This is a genomic window from Duganella fentianensis (assembly GCF_009857835.1).
GTDB lineage: Bacteria > Pseudomonadota > Gammaproteobacteria > Burkholderiales > Burkholderiaceae_D > Rugamonas > Rugamonas fentianensis.
In genome coordinates, this window is sequence record NZ_WWCL01000001.1 from 1,065,501 (window position 1) to 1,084,162 (window position 18,662).

General features: G+C 62.0%; 20 protein-coding genes. 13 read left to right on the top strand and 7 right to left on the bottom strand.

What is annotated here, in order from left to right; genetic code table 11:
- The 5 genes from GTP23_RS04580 to GTP23_RS22555 all read left to right on the top strand — a co-directional run bounded on the left by GTP23_RS04580 (window position 1) and on the right by GTP23_RS22555 (window position 4,403).
- The gene (locus tag GTP23_RS04580; protein ID WP_155433356.1) at window positions 1-1,203 is read left to right on the top strand and encodes a tryptophan--tRNA ligase; all 1,203 of its coding nucleotides are present in this window, start codon (window positions 1-3) and stop codon (window positions 1,201-1,203) included.
- Window positions 1,200-1,757: a class I SAM-dependent methyltransferase gene (locus GTP23_RS04585; protein ID WP_161034048.1), complete on the top strand. Its 558-nt coding sequence runs from the start codon at window positions 1,200-1,202 to the stop codon at window positions 1,755-1,757. Before GTP23_RS04580 ends, GTP23_RS04585 begins: the two co-directional genes overlap by 4 nt.
- Window positions 1,758-1,841: 84 nt before the next feature.
- Window positions 1,842-2,717, top strand: coding sequence for a 4-hydroxy-tetrahydrodipicolinate synthase (gene dapA / locus GTP23_RS04590; RefSeq protein ID WP_161034049.1), 876 nt, complete (start codon window positions 1,842-1,844; stop codon window positions 2,715-2,717).
- Between the two features lie 73 nt (window positions 2,718-2,790).
- Window positions 2,791-3,963: an NlpB/DapX family lipoprotein gene (gene bamC, locus GTP23_RS04595; RefSeq protein WP_371866808.1), complete on the top strand. Its 1,173-nt coding sequence runs from the start codon at window positions 2,791-2,793 to the stop codon at window positions 3,961-3,963.
- A gap of 101 nt (window positions 3,964-4,064) precedes the next feature.
- On the top strand, window positions 4,065-4,403 hold the full coding sequence (locus GTP23_RS22555; protein WP_202411920.1) for a hypothetical protein: 339 nt from the start codon (window positions 4,065-4,067) through the stop codon (window positions 4,401-4,403).
- A 276-nt stretch (window positions 4,404-4,679) separates the two neighbouring features.
- On the opposite strand, the gene GTP23_RS04605 is transcribed toward GTP23_RS22555, so the two are convergent.
- Both GTP23_RS04605 and GTP23_RS04610 read right to left on the bottom strand, forming a co-directional pair.
- The gene (locus GTP23_RS04605; protein WP_161034050.1) at window positions 4,680-5,156 is read right to left on the bottom strand and encodes a DUF7931 domain-containing protein; all 477 of its coding nucleotides are present in this window, start codon (window positions 5,154-5,156) and stop codon (window positions 4,680-4,682) included.
- 9 nt (window positions 5,157-5,165) lie between these two features.
- On the bottom strand, window positions 5,166-6,287 hold the full coding sequence (locus GTP23_RS04610; RefSeq protein ID WP_161034051.1) for a cupin domain-containing protein: 1,122 nt from the start codon (window positions 6,285-6,287) through the stop codon (window positions 5,166-5,168).
- Window positions 6,288-6,385: 98 nt separating this feature from the next.
- Here GTP23_RS04610 and GTP23_RS04615 point away from each other — a divergent pair, with 98 nt between their 5' ends.
- The gene (locus tag GTP23_RS04615) at window positions 6,386-6,928 is read left to right on the top strand and encodes an FKBP-type peptidyl-prolyl cis-trans isomerase (RefSeq protein WP_161034052.1); all 543 of its coding nucleotides are present in this window, start codon (window positions 6,386-6,388) and stop codon (window positions 6,926-6,928) included.
- Between the two features lie 85 nt (window positions 6,929-7,013).
- On the opposite strand, the gene GTP23_RS04620 is transcribed toward GTP23_RS04615, so the two are convergent.
- Window positions 7,014-7,964 (bottom strand): hypothetical protein, encoded by a 951-nt coding sequence (locus GTP23_RS04620; protein WP_161034053.1) that lies wholly within the window; start codon window positions 7,962-7,964, stop codon window positions 7,014-7,016.
- Window positions 7,961-10,597 (bottom strand): DNA mismatch repair protein MutS, encoded by a 2,637-nt coding sequence (gene mutS, locus GTP23_RS04625; protein ID WP_161034054.1) that lies wholly within the window; start codon window positions 10,595-10,597, stop codon window positions 7,961-7,963. The genes GTP23_RS04620 and mutS overlap by 4 nt, the downstream gene beginning before the upstream one ends.
- A 277-nt stretch (window positions 10,598-10,874) precedes the next feature.
- Between mutS and GTP23_RS04630 the strand changes: the two genes are divergently transcribed.
- The 7 genes from GTP23_RS04630 (at window position 10,875) to GTP23_RS04660 (ending at window position 16,839) form a co-directional block, all read left to right on the top strand.
- A complete protein-coding gene (locus GTP23_RS04630; RefSeq protein ID WP_229255916.1) occupies window positions 10,875-11,330 on the top strand; it encodes a VOC family protein in 456 nt (151 codons plus the stop codon).
- A gap of 489 nt (window positions 11,331-11,819) precedes the next feature.
- Window positions 11,820-12,236: a KGG domain-containing protein gene (locus GTP23_RS04635; protein ID WP_161034056.1), complete on the top strand. Its 417-nt coding sequence runs from the start codon at window positions 11,820-11,822 to the stop codon at window positions 12,234-12,236.
- A gap of 176 nt (window positions 12,237-12,412) precedes the next feature.
- On the top strand, window positions 12,413-13,060 hold the full coding sequence (locus GTP23_RS04640) for a PepSY-associated TM helix domain-containing protein (protein WP_161034057.1): 648 nt from the start codon (window positions 12,413-12,415) through the stop codon (window positions 13,058-13,060).
- 30 nt (window positions 13,061-13,090) lie between these two features.
- A complete protein-coding gene (locus tag GTP23_RS04645; protein ID WP_161034058.1) occupies window positions 13,091-13,606 on the top strand; it encodes a DUF2271 domain-containing protein in 516 nt (171 codons plus the stop codon).
- Window positions 13,607-13,615: 9 nt separating this feature from the next.
- Complete coding sequence (locus tag GTP23_RS04650) at window positions 13,616-14,449, top strand: DUF4198 domain-containing protein (RefSeq protein WP_229255917.1); 834 nt, start codon at window positions 13,616-13,618, stop codon at window positions 14,447-14,449.
- Between the two features lie 6 nt (window positions 14,450-14,455).
- Window positions 14,456-15,481, top strand: coding sequence for an FAD:protein FMN transferase (locus GTP23_RS04655; protein ID WP_161034059.1), 1,026 nt, complete (start codon window positions 14,456-14,458; stop codon window positions 15,479-15,481).
- On the top strand, window positions 15,478-16,839 hold the full coding sequence (locus tag GTP23_RS04660; protein ID WP_161034060.1) for a sulfite reductase subunit alpha: 1,362 nt from the start codon (window positions 15,478-15,480) through the stop codon (window positions 16,837-16,839). Before GTP23_RS04655 ends, GTP23_RS04660 begins: the two co-directional genes overlap by 4 nt.
- On the opposite strand, the gene GTP23_RS04665 is transcribed toward GTP23_RS04660, so the two are convergent.
- The 3 genes from GTP23_RS04665 to hemP all read right to left on the bottom strand — a co-directional run bounded on the left by GTP23_RS04665 (window position 16,836) and on the right by hemP (window position 18,658).
- Window positions 16,836-18,035, bottom strand: a complete 1,200-nt coding sequence (locus GTP23_RS04665) for a DUF2325 domain-containing protein (protein WP_161034061.1) — start codon at window positions 18,033-18,035, stop codon at window positions 16,836-16,838. The genes GTP23_RS04660 and GTP23_RS04665 overlap by 4 nt on opposite strands.
- An 8-nt stretch (window positions 18,036-18,043) precedes the next feature.
- Window positions 18,044-18,373: a hypothetical protein gene (locus GTP23_RS04670; protein ID WP_161034062.1), complete on the bottom strand. Its 330-nt coding sequence runs from the start codon at window positions 18,371-18,373 to the stop codon at window positions 18,044-18,046.
- A gap of 75 nt (window positions 18,374-18,448) precedes the next feature.
- Entirely contained in the window at window positions 18,449-18,658 is a 210-nt protein-coding gene (gene hemP, locus GTP23_RS04675) for a hemin uptake protein HemP (RefSeq protein WP_161034063.1), read from the bottom strand.
- Window positions 18,659-18,662 lie beyond the last annotated feature (4 nt).

Sequence of the window (18,662 nt, forward strand, 5' to 3'; positions counted from 1 at the left end):
ATGTACCCCGATCGTGTAGTTTCCGGCATGCGCCCCACTGGTTCCATGCACTTGGGCCACTACCACGGCGCATTGAAAAACTGGATCAAGATGCAGTCCGAACTGCCTTGCCTGTTCTTCGTGGCCGACTGGCATGCCCTGACCACGCACTATGATGACCCCAGCGTGATCGAACGCAGCACCTGGGATATGCTGATCGACTGGCTGGCGGCCGGTATCGATCCCTCGCAGGCCACGCTGTTCATCCAGTCGCGCGTGCCCGAACATGCCGAACTGCACTTGCTGCTGTCCATGGCGACGCCGCTGGGCTGGCTCGAACGGGTACCTACCTACAAAGACCAGATCGAGAATCTGTCCAACAAAGATCTGGCAACTTACGGCTTCCTCGGTTATCCCCTGCTGCAGGCCGCTGACGTGCTGATCTACCGTGCGAGTCAGGTGCCGGTGGGCGACGATCAGGTGCCGCACATTGAAATGATGCGCGAAATTGCCCGTCGTTTTAACCATATGTACGGCAAAGAAAAGGGTTTCGAAGAAAAAGCGCAGGAAGCCGTGAAAAAGCTGGGCAGCAAACGCGCCAAGCTGTACAACGAACTGCGTACGGAATACCAGCAGGACGGCAAGGAAGAGGCGCTGGAACAGGCCAAGGCCATGCTGGACGATGCGCAAAGCCTGTCCATGGGCGACCGCGAGCGCCTGTTCGGCTATCTGGAAGGCAGCCGCAAGCTGATACTGGTGGAACCGCAAGCCCGTCTGACGGCTGCTTCGCGTCTGCCCGGCCTGGACGGCCGCAAGATGTCCAAGAGCTATGGCAATTCCATCGCCCTGCGCGAAGACAAAGCTTCGGTGGAAAAGAAAATCCGCACCATGCCGACCGATCCGGCCCGGGTACGCCGTACCGACGTGGGCGATCCGGCCCGCTGCCCCGTGTGGCAGTTCCATCAGGTGTATTCCGATGCGCCTACCCAGGAATGGGTGGTAAAAGGATGTAAATCTGCCGGTATCGGCTGCATCGAATGCAAACAGCCCGTTATCGACGCTATCGTCAAGGAACAGGAGCCTATGCACGAGCGCGCCCAGCAGTATCTGGACGACCCGTCGCTGGTGCGCGCCATCGTCGCTGACGGCAACGATGCAGCGCGCAAGCTGGCGCTGGAAACCATGCGCGACGTGCGCGAAGCCATGGGGCTGGCCTATACATGAGCCATAGCAGCGACCTGATCTCGCCATGGGTGCAGCGCTATGCGCCGCTGATACCGAGCGGTGCCGTGCTGGATCTGGCTTGCGGCCATGGCCGCCATGCGCGGCATCTGGCCGCGCTAGGGCATGCCGTGGTGGCGGTCGATCGCGATCCGGCGGCGCTGGCCGCAGCCGCCGGCGATGGCATCACCATCACGGAAATCGATCTGGAAGAGGCTGGGGCAGCATGGCCGTTCGGGCCGCAGCGCTTTGCCGGCATCGTGGTGACCAACTACCTGCACCGGCCGCTGCTACCGGCCATGCTGGAGAGTCTGGCGCCAAATGGCGTGCTGATTTATGAAACTTTTGCGGAAGGCAATGCGCAGTTCGGCAAACCTTCCAATCCGGCGTTTCTGCTCCAGCCCGGCGAATTGCTGGGCTGGGCACAACGCCATGGTTTGCACGTGGTAGCCTATGAAGAAGGCGTGGTGGACACGCCAAAAGCTGCCATGGTGCAACGAGTATGTGCTGTACAGCCGGAATTCCCCCGTATGGCGGCATTATTGCCACCATTTTGACGGTTGATTTGTCGCCGCGAATGCACCACGGCAGCGACCTATCGACTACAATCGTTGTTTTAATTCTTTACGCAGTGGTTACCTATGATTAAGGGCAGCATCGTAGCAATCGTCACCCCGATGCACGCAGACGGAAGTCTGGATTTCGAGGGTTTGAATCAGCTGATCGACTGGCATATCGCCGAAGGTACGGACAGCATCGTCATCGCCGGCACGACCGGTGAATCGGCCACTGTGAGCGTGGAAGAACACTGCGCACTGATCAAGGCCACCGTGACCCACGCCCGTGGCCGGATTCCTATCATCGCCGGCGCCGGCGCCAACTCGACGGCAGAAGCCATCAAGCTGACCCGCTATGCCAAGGAAGCGGGCGCCGACGCCACTCTGCAGGTAGTGCCTTACTACAACCGTCCTACCCAGGAAGGCATGTACCAGCACTTCAAAGCCATCGCCGAAGCGGTGGACCTGCCGGTCATCCTGTACAACGTGCCGGGCCGTACCGTGGCCGACATGAGCAACGAGACTATCCTGCGTCTGGCAGAAATCCCTAACATCGTCGGCGTGAAAGATGCGACCGGCAATATCGGCCGCGGCTACGACCTGCTGCGTCTGGCACCGAAATCGTTCGCCGTGTACTCGGGTGATGATCCGACCGCCATGGCCCTGATGCTGGCTGGCGGCGCCGGTAATATTTCCGTGACCGCCAATGTGGCACCGCGCGGCATGGCGGAACTGTGCAAGGCCGCCATCGCCGGCGATATCGCCAAGGCGCTGGAATGGAATAACAAGCTGTTCCCGCTGCACCAGAAGCTGTTCATCGAACCGAATCCGGTGCCGGTGAAATGGGCGCTGGCGGAAATGGGCAAGATGCCTGCCGGCATACGTCTGCCGCTGGTACCGCTGGCGCAAGACTGCCACGCTGCCGTGCGCGCAGCGCTGAAAGAATCCGGCGTTCTGTAATACACCTAAGCCCCGACTACGGTTCGGATCGTTTTTTGATTTGCTGCTATTCAGCTTTTTAAATAGTTACCACATGACTAATCGCAAGACTGTTTCTATTTCCTCGCAACGCGCTGTGCTGGTGGGCGCCTTGATGGCCAGCCTGACCGGTTGCGGCATGATTGGTTCCGTGGTCGGTACGGACAAGGTCGATTACAAGGCCGCCAAAAAGGCTAGCACGCTGGACGTGCCGCCAGATCTGACCCAGTTACAGAAAGATAACCGCTATTCGCTGCCGGATTCGAACAATGGCATCGCCACTGCTTCCGGTTACAACGCCTCGCGCGGTAGCGGCGGCAATACTGCTGCCATCGTACCGGGCACGCCAACGGCGGGCAGTGTGGCAGTGGCGGGGCTGGGCGATATCAAGGTGGAACGCGATGGCAACCAGCGCTGGCTGGTAGTCAAGCAGACACCTGAGCAGCTGTGGCCTCAGCTCAAACAGTTCTGGGAAGATTCGGGCTTTGTACTGGCCAAGGAAATGCCGGCGGCCGGCCTGATGGAAACTGACTGGAACGAAAACCGCGCCAAGATTCCGCAGGACTTCATCCGCAATACGCTGGGCAAGGTGTTCGATTCGCTGTATTCGAGCGGCGAGCGGGACAAGTTCCGCACCCGTATCGAGCGCCGCGCCGACGGTAGCAGCGAAATCTACATCAGCCATCGTGGCGCCAAGGAAGTGGTGACTGGTCCGCAAAACGAAACCACCTCGTGGACGCCGCGTGCCAATGATCCCGGTCTGGAAGCGGAATTCCTGGCCCGTCTGATGACCAAGCTGGGCAATGTAAGCGAAGTGGCCGAAGCCCGTACCACGGTCGAGAATGCGCCGGTACAGGCCCAGCACGCTACGCTGGCCGGTAGCGGTGCCGAGCGTTCCGTACAGGTGGATGAAGGCTTTGACCGCGCATGGCGCCGTGTCGGTCTGGCGCTGGACCGTGCCGGCTTCACGGTGGAAGACCGTGACCGTACCCAGGGCACGTATTTCGTGCGCTATGTGGACGATAACGCGGAAAGCAAAGGCTTCTTCTCCAAGCTGTTCAGCTGGGGCTCGTCGGAAGCGGACAAGGAAGCGCAGCGTTATCGTATTCTGGTGAAAGCCGGTGCAGGCAGCACCAGCGTGGTAACGGTGGCCAACAACGCGGGTCAGGCCGATAGCGGCGCTGTAGCGGAGAAAATCCTGACGCTGCTGCACGAACAGCTGAAGTAATGCTAGTAGCGCCGTTTTTATCCGGCGCAATTAAAAAGCCGGCATTTAATATGCCGGCTTTTTTATTTTAAAACGGCAGCGATAAAAACTCGCGGAACAGGGTGCGAAGTTTTATTGCTGCGGTCTGGGATAAACGTGACAGACGTAAAAAAACCGGCCCGCAGGCCGGTTTTTCTATCGAGCTGATTACTTCGAAGCAGCTGGAGCAGCAGCGGCTGGAGCAGCAGCAGCGTCCGAAGCGGCTGGAGCAGCAGCTGGAGCAGCAGCAGCGTCCGAAGCAGCAGGAGCAGCAGCTGGAGCAGCGGCTGGAGCAGCAGCTTCAGGAGCAGCTACTGGAGCTGGAGCAGCAGGAGCTTCTTCTTTTTTCGAGCAAGCAGCCAGAGCAACAGCCAGCAGGGAAACGATCAGCAGGGACTTTTTCATGGATTTTCCTTAGTTAATTCAAATTAAACACAGTGTTGCGATTAATAATTACCGGTAATTATCGCTCTATTTAGGTCGTCTTCGAAGGCTTGCGTACCTCGTAAGGTGCCTACCAGACAACGGAAACTTCCTAACGAAATATTATAGCGATTTTTACTGCGTCGCAATAGGACGAACGGACGTTTCGGCTATTAATTTGCGATACTGCAACATTGCAAAAGGTGACCAAAAGGCTAGTGTCGTCAAATTGCGCGGTATTGGCGGCGAACTGCCTTATTCTGCGCGGAAAATGGTCAAATCTCGCTAGGGGTTTCTAACAGTCCCGGGCCCGAATCTAACCAAATTGTAATGAAGCGATCTTGATAGGTTTTCACGTCGGTCGCGTCAAACACGCTGTATTCGCCGCGGAAGTGATCAGAATGAAAACGCCGCACCAGATGGCTCTGGTCGGCAAGGCAGAACGAGTCGCTTAATTGGCGCAGTGCGGGATGCGTGCGCCGCAGATCGATGCGGTGCTGGTAAGCCTGGATCAGGCGCAGGAAGCGCGGTGCCGAGCGTTGCAGCGGCTGGCCCTGATGGGCCACCAGTTGCAGCTGGCCGCCGCCATGCAGGAAGCGGCGCAGGGCCGTATCCATATTGCTATTGCCCAGTTCCCAGCTGGCGAAATCCGGGTCGAACAGGCACAGGGTGTGCTGCGCGGCGCTGATGCAGCTGGCCAGGTGCTGCTGGAAGGCGCTGCGCGTGTCGAACGGGGTGTGCAGTGCCTCCATACAGCCTCCTTACAGCAGTTCTATCCAGCCGTCCTGATACCAGGTGTACAGCGCTTCCAGTACGTCGTCCGAGGCGGCGCCAAAAGCCGCACCATCGAGACGGCGTTCGTTGGCCAGCAGTTCCAGCGTCACGCGGTCGGCCTTGCCCACGCCGAAGGATTCGCCATTGATGAAGACGTGTTTGCCGCGATACAGCATCTGCGTCTTACGTGACAGCTTCAGGCCCTTCTGGCTGGCTTTGTCGCTGAACTTGCCGAAAGTGAGAGGTTTGGCCGGAGCCGTGAAGAAGACATTGTGCTTGGGTTCGGACATGTATTCGCCGAGGAAGATGGTGATGTCTTCGTCGGTGAAGCGTACTTTGCTGATCTCTTCGATCAGGGTGTCCAGCATGGGACGGGGAATCTCGGCCGGCTTGTTCTGCGGTTTCAGGTCGGGATCGCTGTAGCGGCCCGGCAGGTCGATGGAATCGGCCATGAATTGCAGGAAGGCTTCGCCCAGTTCCTGATAGCAGGGCTGGCGGAAACCGATGGAATAGGTCTGGCAATCGCCGATGGCGATGCCGTCATGGGCCCAGTGTGGCGGCAGGTAGAGCATGTCGCCCGGATTGAGCACCAGATCTTCCTCCGGCACGAAATTGGCCAGGATCTTCAGCGGCAGGCCTTCCACCAGCGTCAGATCTTTCTGTGCGCCGATGCGCCAGCGGCGCTGGCCCTGGGCCTGCAGCAGGAACACATCGTAGGAATCGAAGTGGGGGCCGACACCGCCACCGTCCGTAGCAAAACTGACCATCAGGTCGTCCAGACGGGCATCGGGGATGAAGCGGAATTGACGTAACAGCGCATCGGCCTTGTCATCGAACAGGTTGACGCCCTGTACCAGTACAGTCCATTCCTTCTGGCTCATAGGCGGCAGCGACTCGAGCGGGCCGTGTTGCAGATTCCAGTTGCCGTCCACATTCGTCACCAGACGCGATTCGGCATGGTTGGTGGCAGCCAGTTTGCCCAGTGCTTCCACGCTCAGCAGCGGCTTGAAGCCGGGCACGGCGTTACGGATCAGCAGAGGTTTCTTGTGCCAGTATTCGCGCAGGAACTGCGCAGGCGTAATGTCGCCCAGGAGAGGTAATTTTTTCATACGGCATTATACCCATGCGCCGCGCGGAACGGCTGCTAAGGGCAGTGGCGCCGGTGAGACAGGGTATAATCACGGGGTTAATTAAGAAAGGAATTCCCATGAAGATTGCCAAGAATACGGTCGTGACTGTGAACTACAAGCTGACCGATGCCCAGGATAACCTGATCGAAGATGGCAGTCAGCCTATGGTCTATCTGCACGGCGGCTATGAAAATACCCTGCCCAAGATCGAAGAAGAACTCGATGGCAAGGATGTGGGCTACAGCTCCATCATCCAGATCGAACCGGAAGATGCTTTTGGCGACTACGATGCCGCTCTGGTGAAAGTGGAAGAGCGCAACCGTCTGCCAGAACCACTGGAAGTGGGCATGCAATTCGAAGGTATGCCGGATGGCGATGAAGATGCAGAACCGATGATCTTCACCGTGACCGACATCGCCGATGACAAAGTGGTACTGGATGGTAATCACCCGCTGGCTGGCATCGCCCTGCGCTTCAGCCTGACCGTGGCCGATGTGCGTGCCGCGTCGGACGAAGAAATCGCCCACGGCCACGTGCACGGTGCCCATGGCCATCACCACGACGATGACGACGAAGCTGGCGAAGAAGGCGATCACGTCGCCATCCACCCTATCCACTAATTGTTGTGGAGAGGCGCCTGTATGCAGGCGCCCGCAGCCGGCCAGATCAGGGAAACTTGATCTGGCTGCGCTTTTCTCAGGTGCTCTAAGGCGCCACCTCGGTGCCGTTAGCACGGATGGCGAACAGCGTGGCATTCGCGCCGCTGACGCCGATTTCGGTCCACGCCGTGGCCAGACTCAGATAGCCCACATTGCCGCGCCAGTTGATGACGGTCTCGCCGCCATTGCTGCCCTGCGCATCGATCAGCAAAACCTGACCCTTGAATTTTTCTGCCAGCGCATGGATCTGACGGCGCGGTTCGGCAAAGCCATCCTGCTTGTTGCGGAAGCTGGGCAGCAGTGACAGCAGGCCCGCTTCCGGCAGCGTGATGGCACCATCGGAAAACAGCACCAGCCCCTGCAGCTTCTGCCGCTGCGCCAGCGAGAACAAACGGTTCAGCCACGCGCGGTTGGCCACCAGCCGGTCTTCGTATTCGCTGTTGCGGCCTGCTTCGGCGCGGTAGTGGTTGTTATTGGCGGGCAGGTTGATGGTGGCGAACAGCACCTTGCCCACCTGCCAGTGCGCGTTCTCCGCATAGCTGCGGAATTTGGCCGTGCCGGACTGGCGCGTGAGCGTCAGGCGACGCATGCCCAGCGATTCGGCATCGCCGTAAAACAGTTCGCGCACGCGATTCAGGCGTTCGATGGCGGCCGAGCGGCCCAGCGAATTCTGGCAGGCACTCCAGTCGCTGCCGGCCAGCGACAGCACCAGCGGCACGCTGCTGTCATTGAACAGCGCGCGGCGCTGGGCATACAGATGGTCGCTACACGGTTCGCTGCTGGACTTGATGCCGGTGGCCACGATGAAGGCCGGCGCTTGCTGGCTGGCGCTGGCAATAGCCTGCCGTAGCGGCGCTTCGTCAGCGCTGCTTTTGAAGCTGTGGCCGATCACGCCGAACTGGAAGCTGGCCGCGCTGGCCATGGCAGGCAGCAGCGCCAGCGTCAGTGCAGCCAGTACGGCCAGTGGCGCGCGTGCGTGGCCTTGCTGAGGCTTCATGCCTGTGCCGCTGCCGACAGGCGTTTGAGCTGGTACAGCTGTTCCAGTGCTTCGCGCGGGGTGAGGGCATCGGGATCGAGTGCTTCCACCGCATCGAGCAGCGCCTGTGCCGCCGGATCGGCCGCTGCCGGCACCACTTCCTCGTCGTCGGCATCATTGGCCGGCGCAGCAAACAGGTCGAGCTGGGGCGTGGCATCGAGTGCCTGCGCTTCCAGTCGTGCCAGATGCTTGCGCGCCGCCTTGATCACGGGTTGCGGCACGCCGGCCAGTTGCGCTACCTGCAGACCATAGCTCTGCGAAGCCGGGCCTTCCTGTACGGCGTGCAGGAACACGATGCTGTCCTTGTGCTCGACGGCCGACAGGTGCACGTTGGCGGCCGACGGATGGCTTTCAGGCAGCTGGGTCAGTTCGAAGTAGTGGGTGGCGAACAGCGAGAAGCTGCGGCTGGTATCGATCAGGTGACGCGCGATCGCCCAGGCCAGCGCCAGACCATCGAAGGTCGAGGTGCCACGGCCCACTTCATCCATCAGCACCAGCGACTGGGCGGTGGCACCGTTCAGGATCGCTGCCGATTCCGTCATCTCCACCATGAAGGTGGAACGGCCGCCGGCCAGATCGTCGGTCGCACCGATGCGGGTGAAGATGCGGTCGATCGGGCCGATGGTGGCGCTGGTGGCGGGCACGTAGCTGCCCACATAGGCCAGCAGGGTAATCAGGGCAACCTGACGCATGAAGGTCGATTTACCGCCCATGTTAGGGCCGGTAATCAGCAGCAGGCGGCGTTCGTCAGTGAAGCGGCAGTCGTTGGCGATGAAGCGTTCGATCTGGTTTTCCACTACCGGGTGGCGGCCTTCGACGATGTTCAGGCAGGGCGTTTCCACCAGCTGCGGTGCGCACCAGTTGTAGCGCACTGCATGGGTGGTGAGGGCGTTGAGCGTATCGATCTGGGCCAGCGCGCGGGCGATGCTTTGCAGCGTACCGATGTAGGGCGCCAGTTCGGCCAACAGCTGGTCGTACAGCATTTTCTCGCGCGCCAGTGCGCGGTCCTGCGCCGACAGGGCTTTATCTTCAAAGGCCTTGAGTTCGGGCGTGATGTAGCGCTCGGCGTTCTTCAGGGTCTGGCGGCGGCGGTAATCGTCCGGCACCTTGGTGGTCTGGCCGTGCGTGACTTCGATATAGAAGCCGTGCACCTTGTTGTATTCGACGCGCAGATTGGCAATGCCGGTGCGGGCCCGTTCGCGCGTCTCCAGATCGATCAGGAACTGGCCGGCGTTTTCCGACAGGGCGCGCAGTTCATCGAGTTCGGCATCGTAGCCGCGTGCGAACACGCCGCCGTCGCGCACCATGGCGGCCGGTTCTTCGGCGATGGCACGCTGCAGCAGATCGAGGCAGGCCTGCGGCGTGGCCAGATCGGCATCGATGGCGGCCAGCAGGCCGTGGCTATCGCTGAGTGCGCGCTGCATGCTGTGGCGCAGCTCCGGCAGCTGCTGCACGCCGTCGCGCAGGCTGGCCAGATCACGCGGCCGTGCCGACAGCAGGGCGATGCGGGTGGTGATGCGTTCGATGTCCGGCACCTGTGCCAGCGTGTGCGCCAGTGCGCCCGTTATATCGGCCTGGGCCAGTGCGGCGATGGCCTGCTGGCGCGCACGCGCGATGGTCTGATCACGCCGCGCATGGTGCAGCCAGTGGCGCAGCAGGCGCGAACCCATGGCCGTGCGGCAGTGGTCGAGCAGCGAGAACAGGGTGGGCGATTCCTGGCCGCGGATGGTTTCCGTCAGTTCCAGATTGCGTCGCGTGGCGGCATCGAGGCCGATGAATTCGTTTTCCGTTTCTGTAGTCAGGCTGCGCACGTGCTGCAGGCCGCGCCCCTGGGTAGCCTGGGCATAACGCAGCAAGGCGCCGGCCGCACCGAGTGCGGCACCGAGGCCGTCGGCGCCGAACGCTGTCAGGGTAGCGACGCCTAACTGGTCGAGCAGGGCCTTCTGCCCGCTGACGATATCGAAGTGCCAGTCCGGCACGCGGTTGACGTGGCAGGGCAGCTCGTTCTCGAACAGGTCGGCGCTATCGCCGCGCAGCACTTCGGCCGGCGCGATGCGTTCGAGTTCCTGCTGCATGCGGGTGGCGACCGTGTGGCTATCGCCGGAGAATTCCATCAGACGCAGCGCGCCGCTGGCCAGCGACAGCCAGGCCAGACCGGCCGTGGCGACCTTGCGCTGGCTGACGATGCACATGGCCAGCAGCGGACGTTCGGCTTTTTCCGGCAGCAGGTCGGCATCGGTCAGCGTGCCCGGCGTCACCACGCGCATCACCTTGCGTTCCACCGGCCCTTTGCTGGTGGCCGGATCGCCTATCTGTTCGCAGATGGCGCACGATTCGCCGATCTTGACCAGCTTGGCCAGATAGCCTTCCAGCGAGTGGAACGGCACGCCGCACATCTTGATGGGCTGGCCGCCCGAGCTGCCCCGTGCCGTCAGCGTGATGCCCAGTATGCGGGCAGCTTTTTCTGCGTCGGCATGGAACAGTTCATAGAAATCGCCCATGCGATAGAACACCAGCATATCCGGATATTGCGCTTTGATGCTCAGGTACTGCTGCATCATTGGAGTGACTTTTTCGGTGGGTTTGACGCTCATCGGACCTATTCTATTCGCTTGTTATGGGGTAGTCCGGTGCGCTGGCGGCCCGTGGGGCAAGGCCAGGCGGCACTGGAAAACCTGTATCTTTTCAATGACTTGTGCGGCGCCCCGGGCGCAACGCAATTGCAGTCACGGGAGCGGGGATTATACGGGAAACCAGCCCCAGCGTCCCCTGTTGCCGGTGCCCCATGCGCGGCCGGTGGCAATTCAAACGTGCAGCTGCCAGCGCGGTGTAAAGTAGCGCTTTCCACCCACTGTTTTCGAGGAGATGGTCATGGAGCAAGCCAAACTGCATAGTGTCACACCTCATCTGGTGTGCGAAGGCGCGGCCGATGCGCTGGCGTTTTATATCAAGGCCTTTAATGCCCGCGAAATTATGCGGCTGCCGGGCAAGGAAGGGCGGCTGATGCACGCCTCGATACAGATCGGCGATTCGGTGGTGATGCTGGCCGATGATTTCCCCGAGTATGGCGGGCTGGGCCCCAAGGCGCTGAAGGGCAGCCCCGTCACCCTGCACCTGAGCGTGGCCGATGTGGATGCAGCCTATGCGCAGGCACTGGCTGCGGGCGCACAGTCGCGCATGGAACCGGCCGATATGTTCTGGGGCGACCGCTATGCACAGGTGACGGACCCGTTTGGCCATCACTGGTCGCTGGCCACGCATATCCGCGACGTGTCGCAGGAAGAAATGCAGGCTGCCATGCAGCAGCCTATGCCACCCTGCGAATAGGCTGGCGGAGTCCTGCGCTACCGCGCGGGTAGCACCGGTATTCTTCCTACCCCGGGACTCAGCGCCTTCTGATGGCAAACGCGCGCCATGCGCGCTAGGCTGGTAACAAGGGCCGGAGGCGGATGTCCGGCGCAACCTTGAGGAGTGCACATGCCTGCCCGCAAAAAACGCCCAGTCACGATGTTGCCCCTGCCTCCCGTGCCGCCTGCCCGAGCGGCGCTGCGGGCTAGCCTGCCTTTACCGCCTTTGCTCGAGCCTATGCTGCGCGTAGGCAAGGAGCGGGTGATATTTTCACCTCAGCATGATGACCATCCAGCTTTCCTCGCCGCGCTAATCGAGCCCGACAGCTAGCGCGGGACTACTCCTACAGGGCCTTCTGGTCGAGTCCTATTCTGTGTGTACCCGCTGTGAACTACGATGACTGCTCCTGTGTCGCAAGCAGGGTCTGGCAACACAACAGGCAGCATATTCCATTCCAAGGAGATCATCATGGCAAGCTCAAACCAGAACAACGAATCCAGTAGCAAACAAAGCGATAACAAGTCGGGTAGTCAGCAAAGCGATAACAAGTCCGGTAGTCAGCAGAGCGATACCAGCAAACGTGGTTTTGCTTCCATGGACCCTGATCAGCAGCGCGAAATTGCTGCAGAAGGTGGCCGTGCCGCACACGAGAAGGGCACGGCCCACGAGTTCACCTCGGAAGAAGCACGTCGCGCTGGCAGCATGAGCCATAAAAACGATGGCCGTAGCAGCCAAAGCAGCTCCGGCGGCTCGTCGCAAAGCGGCAGTGGCGGCAGCCGTGGCAGTAGCGATGACGACACGGGCCGTGGCAGTAAAGGTAGCAGCGGCTCGACGGGCGGTTCCTCGGGGGGCTCGTCTGGCGGTCGTTCCGGTAGCAAAACCTGACCTCTGATCTGCGTAGTGAGATTAACCCTGACGGCATGGCCGTCAGGGTTTTTTTTCGTCTCGCGACTACCGTAACGCTACTGTGTCATATTGCAATGTTACAGTTTCAGGCTAATGTGGTTTGACATTGCAAATGATAATCATTATCATTTGATGAGTAGCCAGGAGAACCGAGATTGACTGAAACTGCCGTAGCCCCCCAACGTAGCGCCAGCCGTGCCTTCTGGCTCAAACATCTGCACCAGTGGCACTGGATCAGTTCCGCGCTCTGCTTGCTGGCGATGTTCCTGTTCAGCATCACGGGTATTACCCTGAACCACGCCAGCCAGATCGAAGCCCAACCTGTGGTGCAACGCCAGCAAGCCAGCCTGCCAGCACCGCTGCTAGATCAATTGCGTCACTACGCCGAACAGCACGATGGCGCCAAACAGCCGCTGCCGGCCAGTGCCGAGCAATGGCTGCGCGACACCTGGAAGCTGCAGGCCGGCGCCCGTCCGGCCGAATGGGCCGCCGATGAAGTGTATCTGGCCCTGCCCAAGGCAGGCGGCGACGCGTGGGTGCGGTTTGCGCTGGAAGAGGGCAGTGCCGAGTTCGAAAACACGGACCGCGGCTGGATTTCCTGGCTCAACGATGTGCATAAAGGGCGCAATACGGGCAGCGTGTGGAACTGGTTTATCGACCTGTTTGCTGTCGCCTGCCTGGTGTTCTGCCTGACCGGGCTGCTGATTCTGAAATTCCATGCGGCCCATCGTCCTTCCACCTGGCCGGTGGTCGGGCTGGGCATCTTGATTCCTTTTGTTATAGCTTTACTGTTTATCCACTAATCGTTTTCCTCTTTTCTACACGGGTCATCCATGAAATTAAAGTATTCCATTGCGCTGAGCTTGCCACTGGCCAGTGCCTCGGCCATGGGCGCGGATCTGGCGCTCAAACTGGAACTGCCGCAGCTGAATGTGGCCGAATACCACCGTCCCTATCTGGCTGCCTGGCTGGAAAATTCGGACCAGAAAGTGGTGGCCAACCTGAGCGTGCTGTACGACACCCGCAAGAAAGACAATGCCGGCACTAAATGGGTCAAGGACTTGCGCCAGTGGTGGCGCAAGGCCGGGCGCGAACTGGAGCTGCCGCTCGATGGCGTATCGGGAGCGACCCGTGCACCGGGCGAGCACACGCTGACTTTCCCTGCCGCCAAAGCCGCGCTCGATAAACTGCCAGCCGGCCAGTACACGCTGGTGGTGGAAGCGGCGCGCGAAGCCGGTGGCCGCGAAGCCGTGAAAGTGCCGCTGCAATGGCCGCCGAAAGCCGCGCAGAACCTGAGCGCGCAAGGCAAGGAAGAGCTGGGCACCGTGGTAGTACAACTGAAACCCTGAGGACACAAGATGCTGAAAATGAAATCGTCGCTGCTGGCGCTGGCAGCACTGGGACTGTCGTTAGTGGCTGTACAGGCGCAGGCGCATAAACCTTGGCTGCTGCCGTCGTCGACTGTGGTCGAAGGCAAGGAACCATGGGTCACGGTCGATGCGGCCATCTCCGAAGGCCTGTTCGATATCGACCACCAGCCGCTGAAACTGGACGGCATCGTCATCACGGCGCCGGACGGCAGTACGGCAGCGATGGAAAACATCGGCAACGGCAAGCTGCGCAATACTTTCGATGTGAAGCTGGCCAAGCCCGGCACCTACCGCATCGCGCTGGTGTCGCAGGGCGTGATGGGCAGCTACAAAGATAAGGCGGGCGAGCTGAAACGCTTCCGCGGTACGGAAGCCACGCTGGCGCAGGATGTGCCGGCCGGTGCCACCGAGGTCAAGCTGACGCGCTCGCACAGCCGGCTGGAAACTTATGTGAGTGCCGGTGCGCCCGATATGGCCGTGTTCAAGCCTAGCGGTAGCGGGCTGGAACTGGTGCCGGTGACCCATCCCAACGATTTGCGCAGCGGCGAGAAGGCCACCTGGCGCTTCCTGCTCGATGGCAAACCTGCGGCGAATCAGGGCGTGAGCCTGATACCGGGCGGGGTGCGCTATCGCGGTACGCTGGGCGAAATCCGCAAGACCACGGACGCCAACGGCGAAGTCAGCTTCGAGCTGCCCGCGGCCGGCATGTATCTGCTCAGCACTTCGTGGCCTGCAGTGGCGGCACCGGCTCCCGGCCAGCCGCCAGCGATGCCGGCGCGCCGTGCCAGCTTTGCTGCCACGCTGGAAATCCTGCCTCAGTAAGCCTGCATGCGACGGGTCTTACTGCCACATGTCATCAGCGATGCAGCGCCGCCTGCACAGGCGGTGCTGCGCGAGTTGCGCGGCCTGAGCATGGGCACCAGCTGGTCGGTATGGCTGGCCGCTGATGCCGGAACCGATCTGGCCAGTCTGCAGCGCGGCTTGCAGCAGCAGCTCGATGACGTGGTGGCGCAGATGAGCCACTGGCAGGCCGACTCCGATCTGGGTCGCTACAACCGCGCGCCGGCCGGTAGCCGCCACGTGCTGCCGCCGGCCTTCTTCGATGTGCTGATGTTTGCGCTGGAAGTGGCGCAAGCTTCGGGCGGCGCCTACAACCCCTGTGCCGGCGCGCTGGTGAATCTGTGGGGCTTCGGTCCGACCGGTCGCTACGATGAGGCCGGCTTCACGGCACCCACGCCGGCCCGGCTGGCGGCTGCCTGTGCCAGCCTGCAGCAACTGACGCTGGCGGCGGATCAGGCCACGCGCAGCGTGTGCCAGCCTGCTGCCGTGCAGCTCGATCTGTCGGCCGTGGCCAAGGGTTATGGCGTCGACCGGCTGGCCTATTATCTGCAGGCGCAAGGCCATCAGCACTATCTGGTGGAAGTGGGTGGCGAATTGCGCGGTGCCGGCGTCAAGCCCGATGGCCAGCCGTGGTGGGTGGCGCTGGAACAGCCGCCCGCTACTGGTGCGCAGGAGGTTGCGCCGTCCCCCATCGTACTGGCCCTGCACGGACTGGCCGTTGCCACGTCGGGCGATTACCGGCGCTATTTCGAACAGGATGGCCAGCGCTATGCGCACACCATAGACCCCCGTAGCGGCTGGCCTATCAGCAATGCGCTGGCTTCTGTCACGGTGATCCATCCGCACTGCATGGCGGCCGATGCCTGGTCCACCGCGCTGACCGTGCTGGGGCCGCAGGCCGGCTTGCAGCTGGCCGAGCAGCAGGGGCTGGCCGCGCGTATGCTGTGCCGTCAGGCCGATGGCAGTTTTAGTGAAACTCTTAGCTCTGCTTTCAGTAGCATGTTAGATCGATGATTTGGACTCTGGAACCGGCCCGCTGGCTGATGGTGGCCACGCTGGGCCTGCTGTACGCGCTGCTGTGCTGGCGCGCCTATTTACCGCTGTGGCGCAAGCGCCAGCAGGCGCGGCAAGCCCGTGCTGCGGCGCAGGCTGCCGGCTGGATCGTGGCGCATGCCAGCCAGACTGGCAACGCCGAACAGCTGGCGCAGCAGACCGCTGCCACCTTGCAGCTGGCCGGCATCGCCGTGCAGGTGCTGGAATTATCGGAACTCGATGCTGCCACGCTGCAGAGTGCCGAACGTGCGCTGTTCATCGTCAGCACTTACGGCGAAGGCGATGCGCCCGATGCAGCAGCCGGTTTTGTGGCGCGCGTGATGGGTGCTGCGGTTCCGCTGCAACAGCTGCATTTTGCCGTGCTGGCGCTGGGCGACAGCAGCTATCGCCAGTATTGCGGCTTTGGCCGCGCACTGGATGACTGGCTGCAGCAGCAGGGCGCACAGACGCTGTTTCCCCGTATAGAAGTCGACCGTATCGCCGCGCCAGCGCTGGCTGCGTGGCGCCAGCAGCTCAGCCATCTGGCCGGTACCAGCGATGCGCCCGACTGGAGCGCTCCCGCCTTCGAAGCATGGACTTTGCAGCGGCGCGAGTGCGTCAATAGCGGCAGTGCCGGCGCGCCGCTGTATCACCTGGAACTCTTGCCGCAGCAGGGCGCCTTGCCTGACTGGCAGTCCGGCGATCTGGTGCAGATCGCGGCACCGGCCGAGCCGGAGCGGCCGCGCGAATATTCGATCGCTTCGATTCCGCAGGATGGCAGCCTGCACTTGCTGGTGCGCCTGCATAGCCATGCCGATGGCAGCCATGGCGTGGCCTCCGGCTGGCTCACCCAGCAGGTAGAGGCTGGCCAGTCCATCGCGTTGCGCCTACGCGTGCACCGGCGCTTCCGGCTGGAAGAGAATCTGGCCCGTCCGCTTATCCTGATCGGTAATGGCAGCGGCATCGCCGGCCTGCGCGCCCACCTGAAAGCCCGTGTGCTGGCAGGGCAGACGCGTAACTGGCTGCTGTTCGGCGAGCGTAATGCCGCCTTCGATACGCAGTATGGCGCCGAGCTGGTGCAGTGGCAGGCACAGGGCGTGCTGGCGCAGCTGGATCTGGTGTATTCGCGCGATCAGGCCGAACGGCGCTATGTGCAGCATGTGCTGGCCGAGCAGATGCAGCGTTTGCGCGAGTGGGTCGATGACGGTGCAGCCATCTATGTGTGCGGCAGTCTGGAAGGCATGGCGGCAGGCGTACACGCCGCACTGCAGGCTGGACTGGGCGCGCCCGCGCTTGAAACGTTGCAGGCGGCCGGACGCTATCGACGCGATGTCTACTAGCGCTTGCAGTCCTCATCGTGCAGCTGCAGCCCGCGTGCCAGACTGGAGATGCTGGGATTGTCGATGAAGACGCAGCGTTTGCCGTGGCGTTTGCAATGGTCCTTGACGCGCCAGTAGGCGCTGTGGCTGATGCAGCCCGTCTGGCAGATCACCAGATCGGCGGCGGCCAGGCTGGCATCGAGCCGGCTGGCATTATCTTCCAGCCCGCCATCGTGATGGCTGAAGCGGGCGCCTTCACCTTCGATCAGCGTGCGGTAGGTGGCCACATTGCCGCTGCGCCCGCCCACACACAGCACGGCACGCTGCTGCAGGCATAGGGTCTGCAGCGCCTCCGTGGCCAGCATCGCTGCCGGCGCTGGTGCCGATGCCAGCTCCACTTCGCGCGGCGCCATGGCATCTGCTGCGCGCGCCGCGTTCAGTTGCAGGTCGGCGATCTGCTGGCGCAGGGCACGCTGCTGCTGTTCCATCTGTTCCAGCCGTGCCGTCAGGCGGATACGGCTATCGAGTCCCGGCGCGTTTTGTCTGAGCTGTTCCAGTTGCGCCTGTAGCGATGCTATCAGGCTGTCCTTGCCGATCAGGCTGGCCTGCACCTGCATCATGCGATGCTCGTGCTGCGCCGTGAGCGCACTTTTCTCCGCCTGCAGTGCTATCACGCGTTGCTGGGCTTTGCCCAGATCCAGCGTGAGCTGGGCATGAGCGCCCACCAGCGCCTGGAATTTACCGAGATCGGCGCGCACGCAGGCACCGGCCTGATGCTGCACCATGTGCAGGTCGCGGCACAGTTGCTGTTCCAGTGCCGGCGTGCAGCGCGGGTGCGTCAGTGCCGCCCAGAATGCACCGGCCACATCGCCCACGGCGATGGCCGCACGCCAGCTGGCAAACAGCTGTTCCGTGCTGGTGAGGCTGCGGTAGCGCAGCAGCACGGTGGCATAGCGGCGCTCGAGTTCTTTCTGCAGTGCTTCGGACAGGCGGTTGCGGCTGGCGCATTCGCTCACGGCCGCGACATGGATTTCGTAATCATCGGCGACGGTCTTGCCGCCGCTGAGTTTGTCGACCAGCTTGCGCAGTACGGGCAGGGGCAGGCCTACGCCTATCAGCGGGCAATGGCTGCTATGGTCGAGCTGCCACAGGCGCCGCCGGCGCGAGGAAAGCGGCGCAGCGATCGCTTGCGCTTCGGTAGCGTGACGTTCGCACATGGCCGCACCTATGCCATGCTGCCGGCGTGGCGCGCACGCGTCATGATGCGGGCGAGAAAGCTGCTGCGTTCGGGCGGCGGCAACTGGCGTTCCACCACATGGGCCCATTGCTCCGACAGCTGCTGGCAGGTGGCGCTGAGCACGGGTGCCAGCTCGGGCAGGCTGGCCAGCGCCTTGAGGTGGCGTTCGATCACGGACGCCAGCTTGATGCAGCCGCCTTCGGCGCTGTGATGCGCCGTGTAGTGCGACATCAGATGCAGTACGGCAGACAGCATCAGCTCCGGATTAGGGCCGGCTGGCGGCGCCATGAAAATAGGGTCGTGACGATCGAGGGCCATGTATCGCTCCTGAAAAAAAAGGGGAAACTCTGGCTGGCAGTAGCGGCTGGCGACGAGGGGAATTGGGCGGCGGTGCTAGGCCGTCAGTATCAGCTTGTTTAACTGGGTGATGCGCAGCTGGTAGACCCGGCCGCCATGTTCGATTTCTATCGCCCGCCCTTCACCCATCAGGGTGGCGCTGCTGATGCGGCGCGGCGCGACAGCGCGCGGGCTGTCCGTGGCCGGGTTAGGGGAGGTGGTGCAGGCACGATCTGGGGCGCTGCTGGCTGGCAAAGTCTGGCTCATGGTT

Coding starts and splice junctions, on each gene's coding strand:
- GTP23_RS04635 (WP_161034056.1), top strand. CDS start 11,820: ATGGCAAGCTCAAACCAGAACAACGAATCCAGTAGCAAACAAAGCGAT.
- GTP23_RS04605 (WP_161034050.1), bottom strand. CDS start 5,156: ATGGAGGCACTGCACACCCCGTTCGACACGCGCAGCGCCTTCCAGCAG.
- GTP23_RS04665 (WP_161034061.1), bottom strand. CDS start 18,035: ATGTGCGAACGTCACGCTACCGAAGCGCAAGCGATCGCTGCGCCGCTT.
- GTP23_RS04645 (WP_161034058.1), top strand. CDS start 13,091: ATGAAATTAAAGTATTCCATTGCGCTGAGCTTGCCACTGGCCAGTGCC.
- GTP23_RS04660 (WP_161034060.1), top strand. CDS start 15,478: ATGATTTGGACTCTGGAACCGGCCCGCTGGCTGATGGTGGCCACGCTG.
- mutS (WP_161034054.1), bottom strand. CDS start 10,597: ATGAGCGTCAAACCCACCGAAAAAGTCACTCCAATGATGCAGCAGTAC.
- GTP23_RS04650 (WP_229255917.1), top strand. CDS start 13,616: ATGCTGAAAATGAAATCGTCGCTGCTGGCGCTGGCAGCACTGGGACTG.
- GTP23_RS04610 (WP_161034051.1), bottom strand. CDS start 6,287: ATGAAAAAATTACCTCTCCTGGGCGACATTACGCCTGCGCAGTTCCTG.
- hemP (WP_161034063.1), bottom strand. CDS start 18,658: ATGAGCCAGACTTTGCCAGCCAGCAGCGCCCCAGATCGTGCCTGCACC.
- GTP23_RS04615 (WP_161034052.1), top strand. CDS start 6,386: ATGAAGATTGCCAAGAATACGGTCGTGACTGTGAACTACAAGCTGACC.
- GTP23_RS04670 (WP_161034062.1), bottom strand. CDS start 18,373: ATGGCCCTCGATCGTCACGACCCTATTTTCATGGCGCCGCCAGCCGGC.
- GTP23_RS04585 (WP_161034048.1), top strand. CDS start 1,200: ATGAGCCATAGCAGCGACCTGATCTCGCCATGGGTGCAGCGCTATGCG.
- GTP23_RS04630 (WP_229255916.1), top strand. CDS start 10,875: ATGGAGCAAGCCAAACTGCATAGTGTCACACCTCATCTGGTGTGCGAA.
- GTP23_RS04620 (WP_161034053.1), bottom strand. CDS start 7,964: ATGAAGCCTCAGCAAGGCCACGCACGCGCGCCACTGGCCGTACTGGCT.
- GTP23_RS04580 (WP_155433356.1), top strand. CDS start 1: ATGTACCCCGATCGTGTAGTTTCCGGCATGCGCCCCACTGGTTCCATG.
- GTP23_RS04655 (WP_161034059.1), top strand. CDS start 14,456: ATGCGACGGGTCTTACTGCCACATGTCATCAGCGATGCAGCGCCGCCT.
- bamC (WP_371866808.1), top strand. CDS start 2,791: ATGACTAATCGCAAGACTGTTTCTATTTCCTCGCAACGCGCTGTGCTG.
- dapA (WP_161034049.1), top strand. CDS start 1,842: ATGATTAAGGGCAGCATCGTAGCAATCGTCACCCCGATGCACGCAGAC.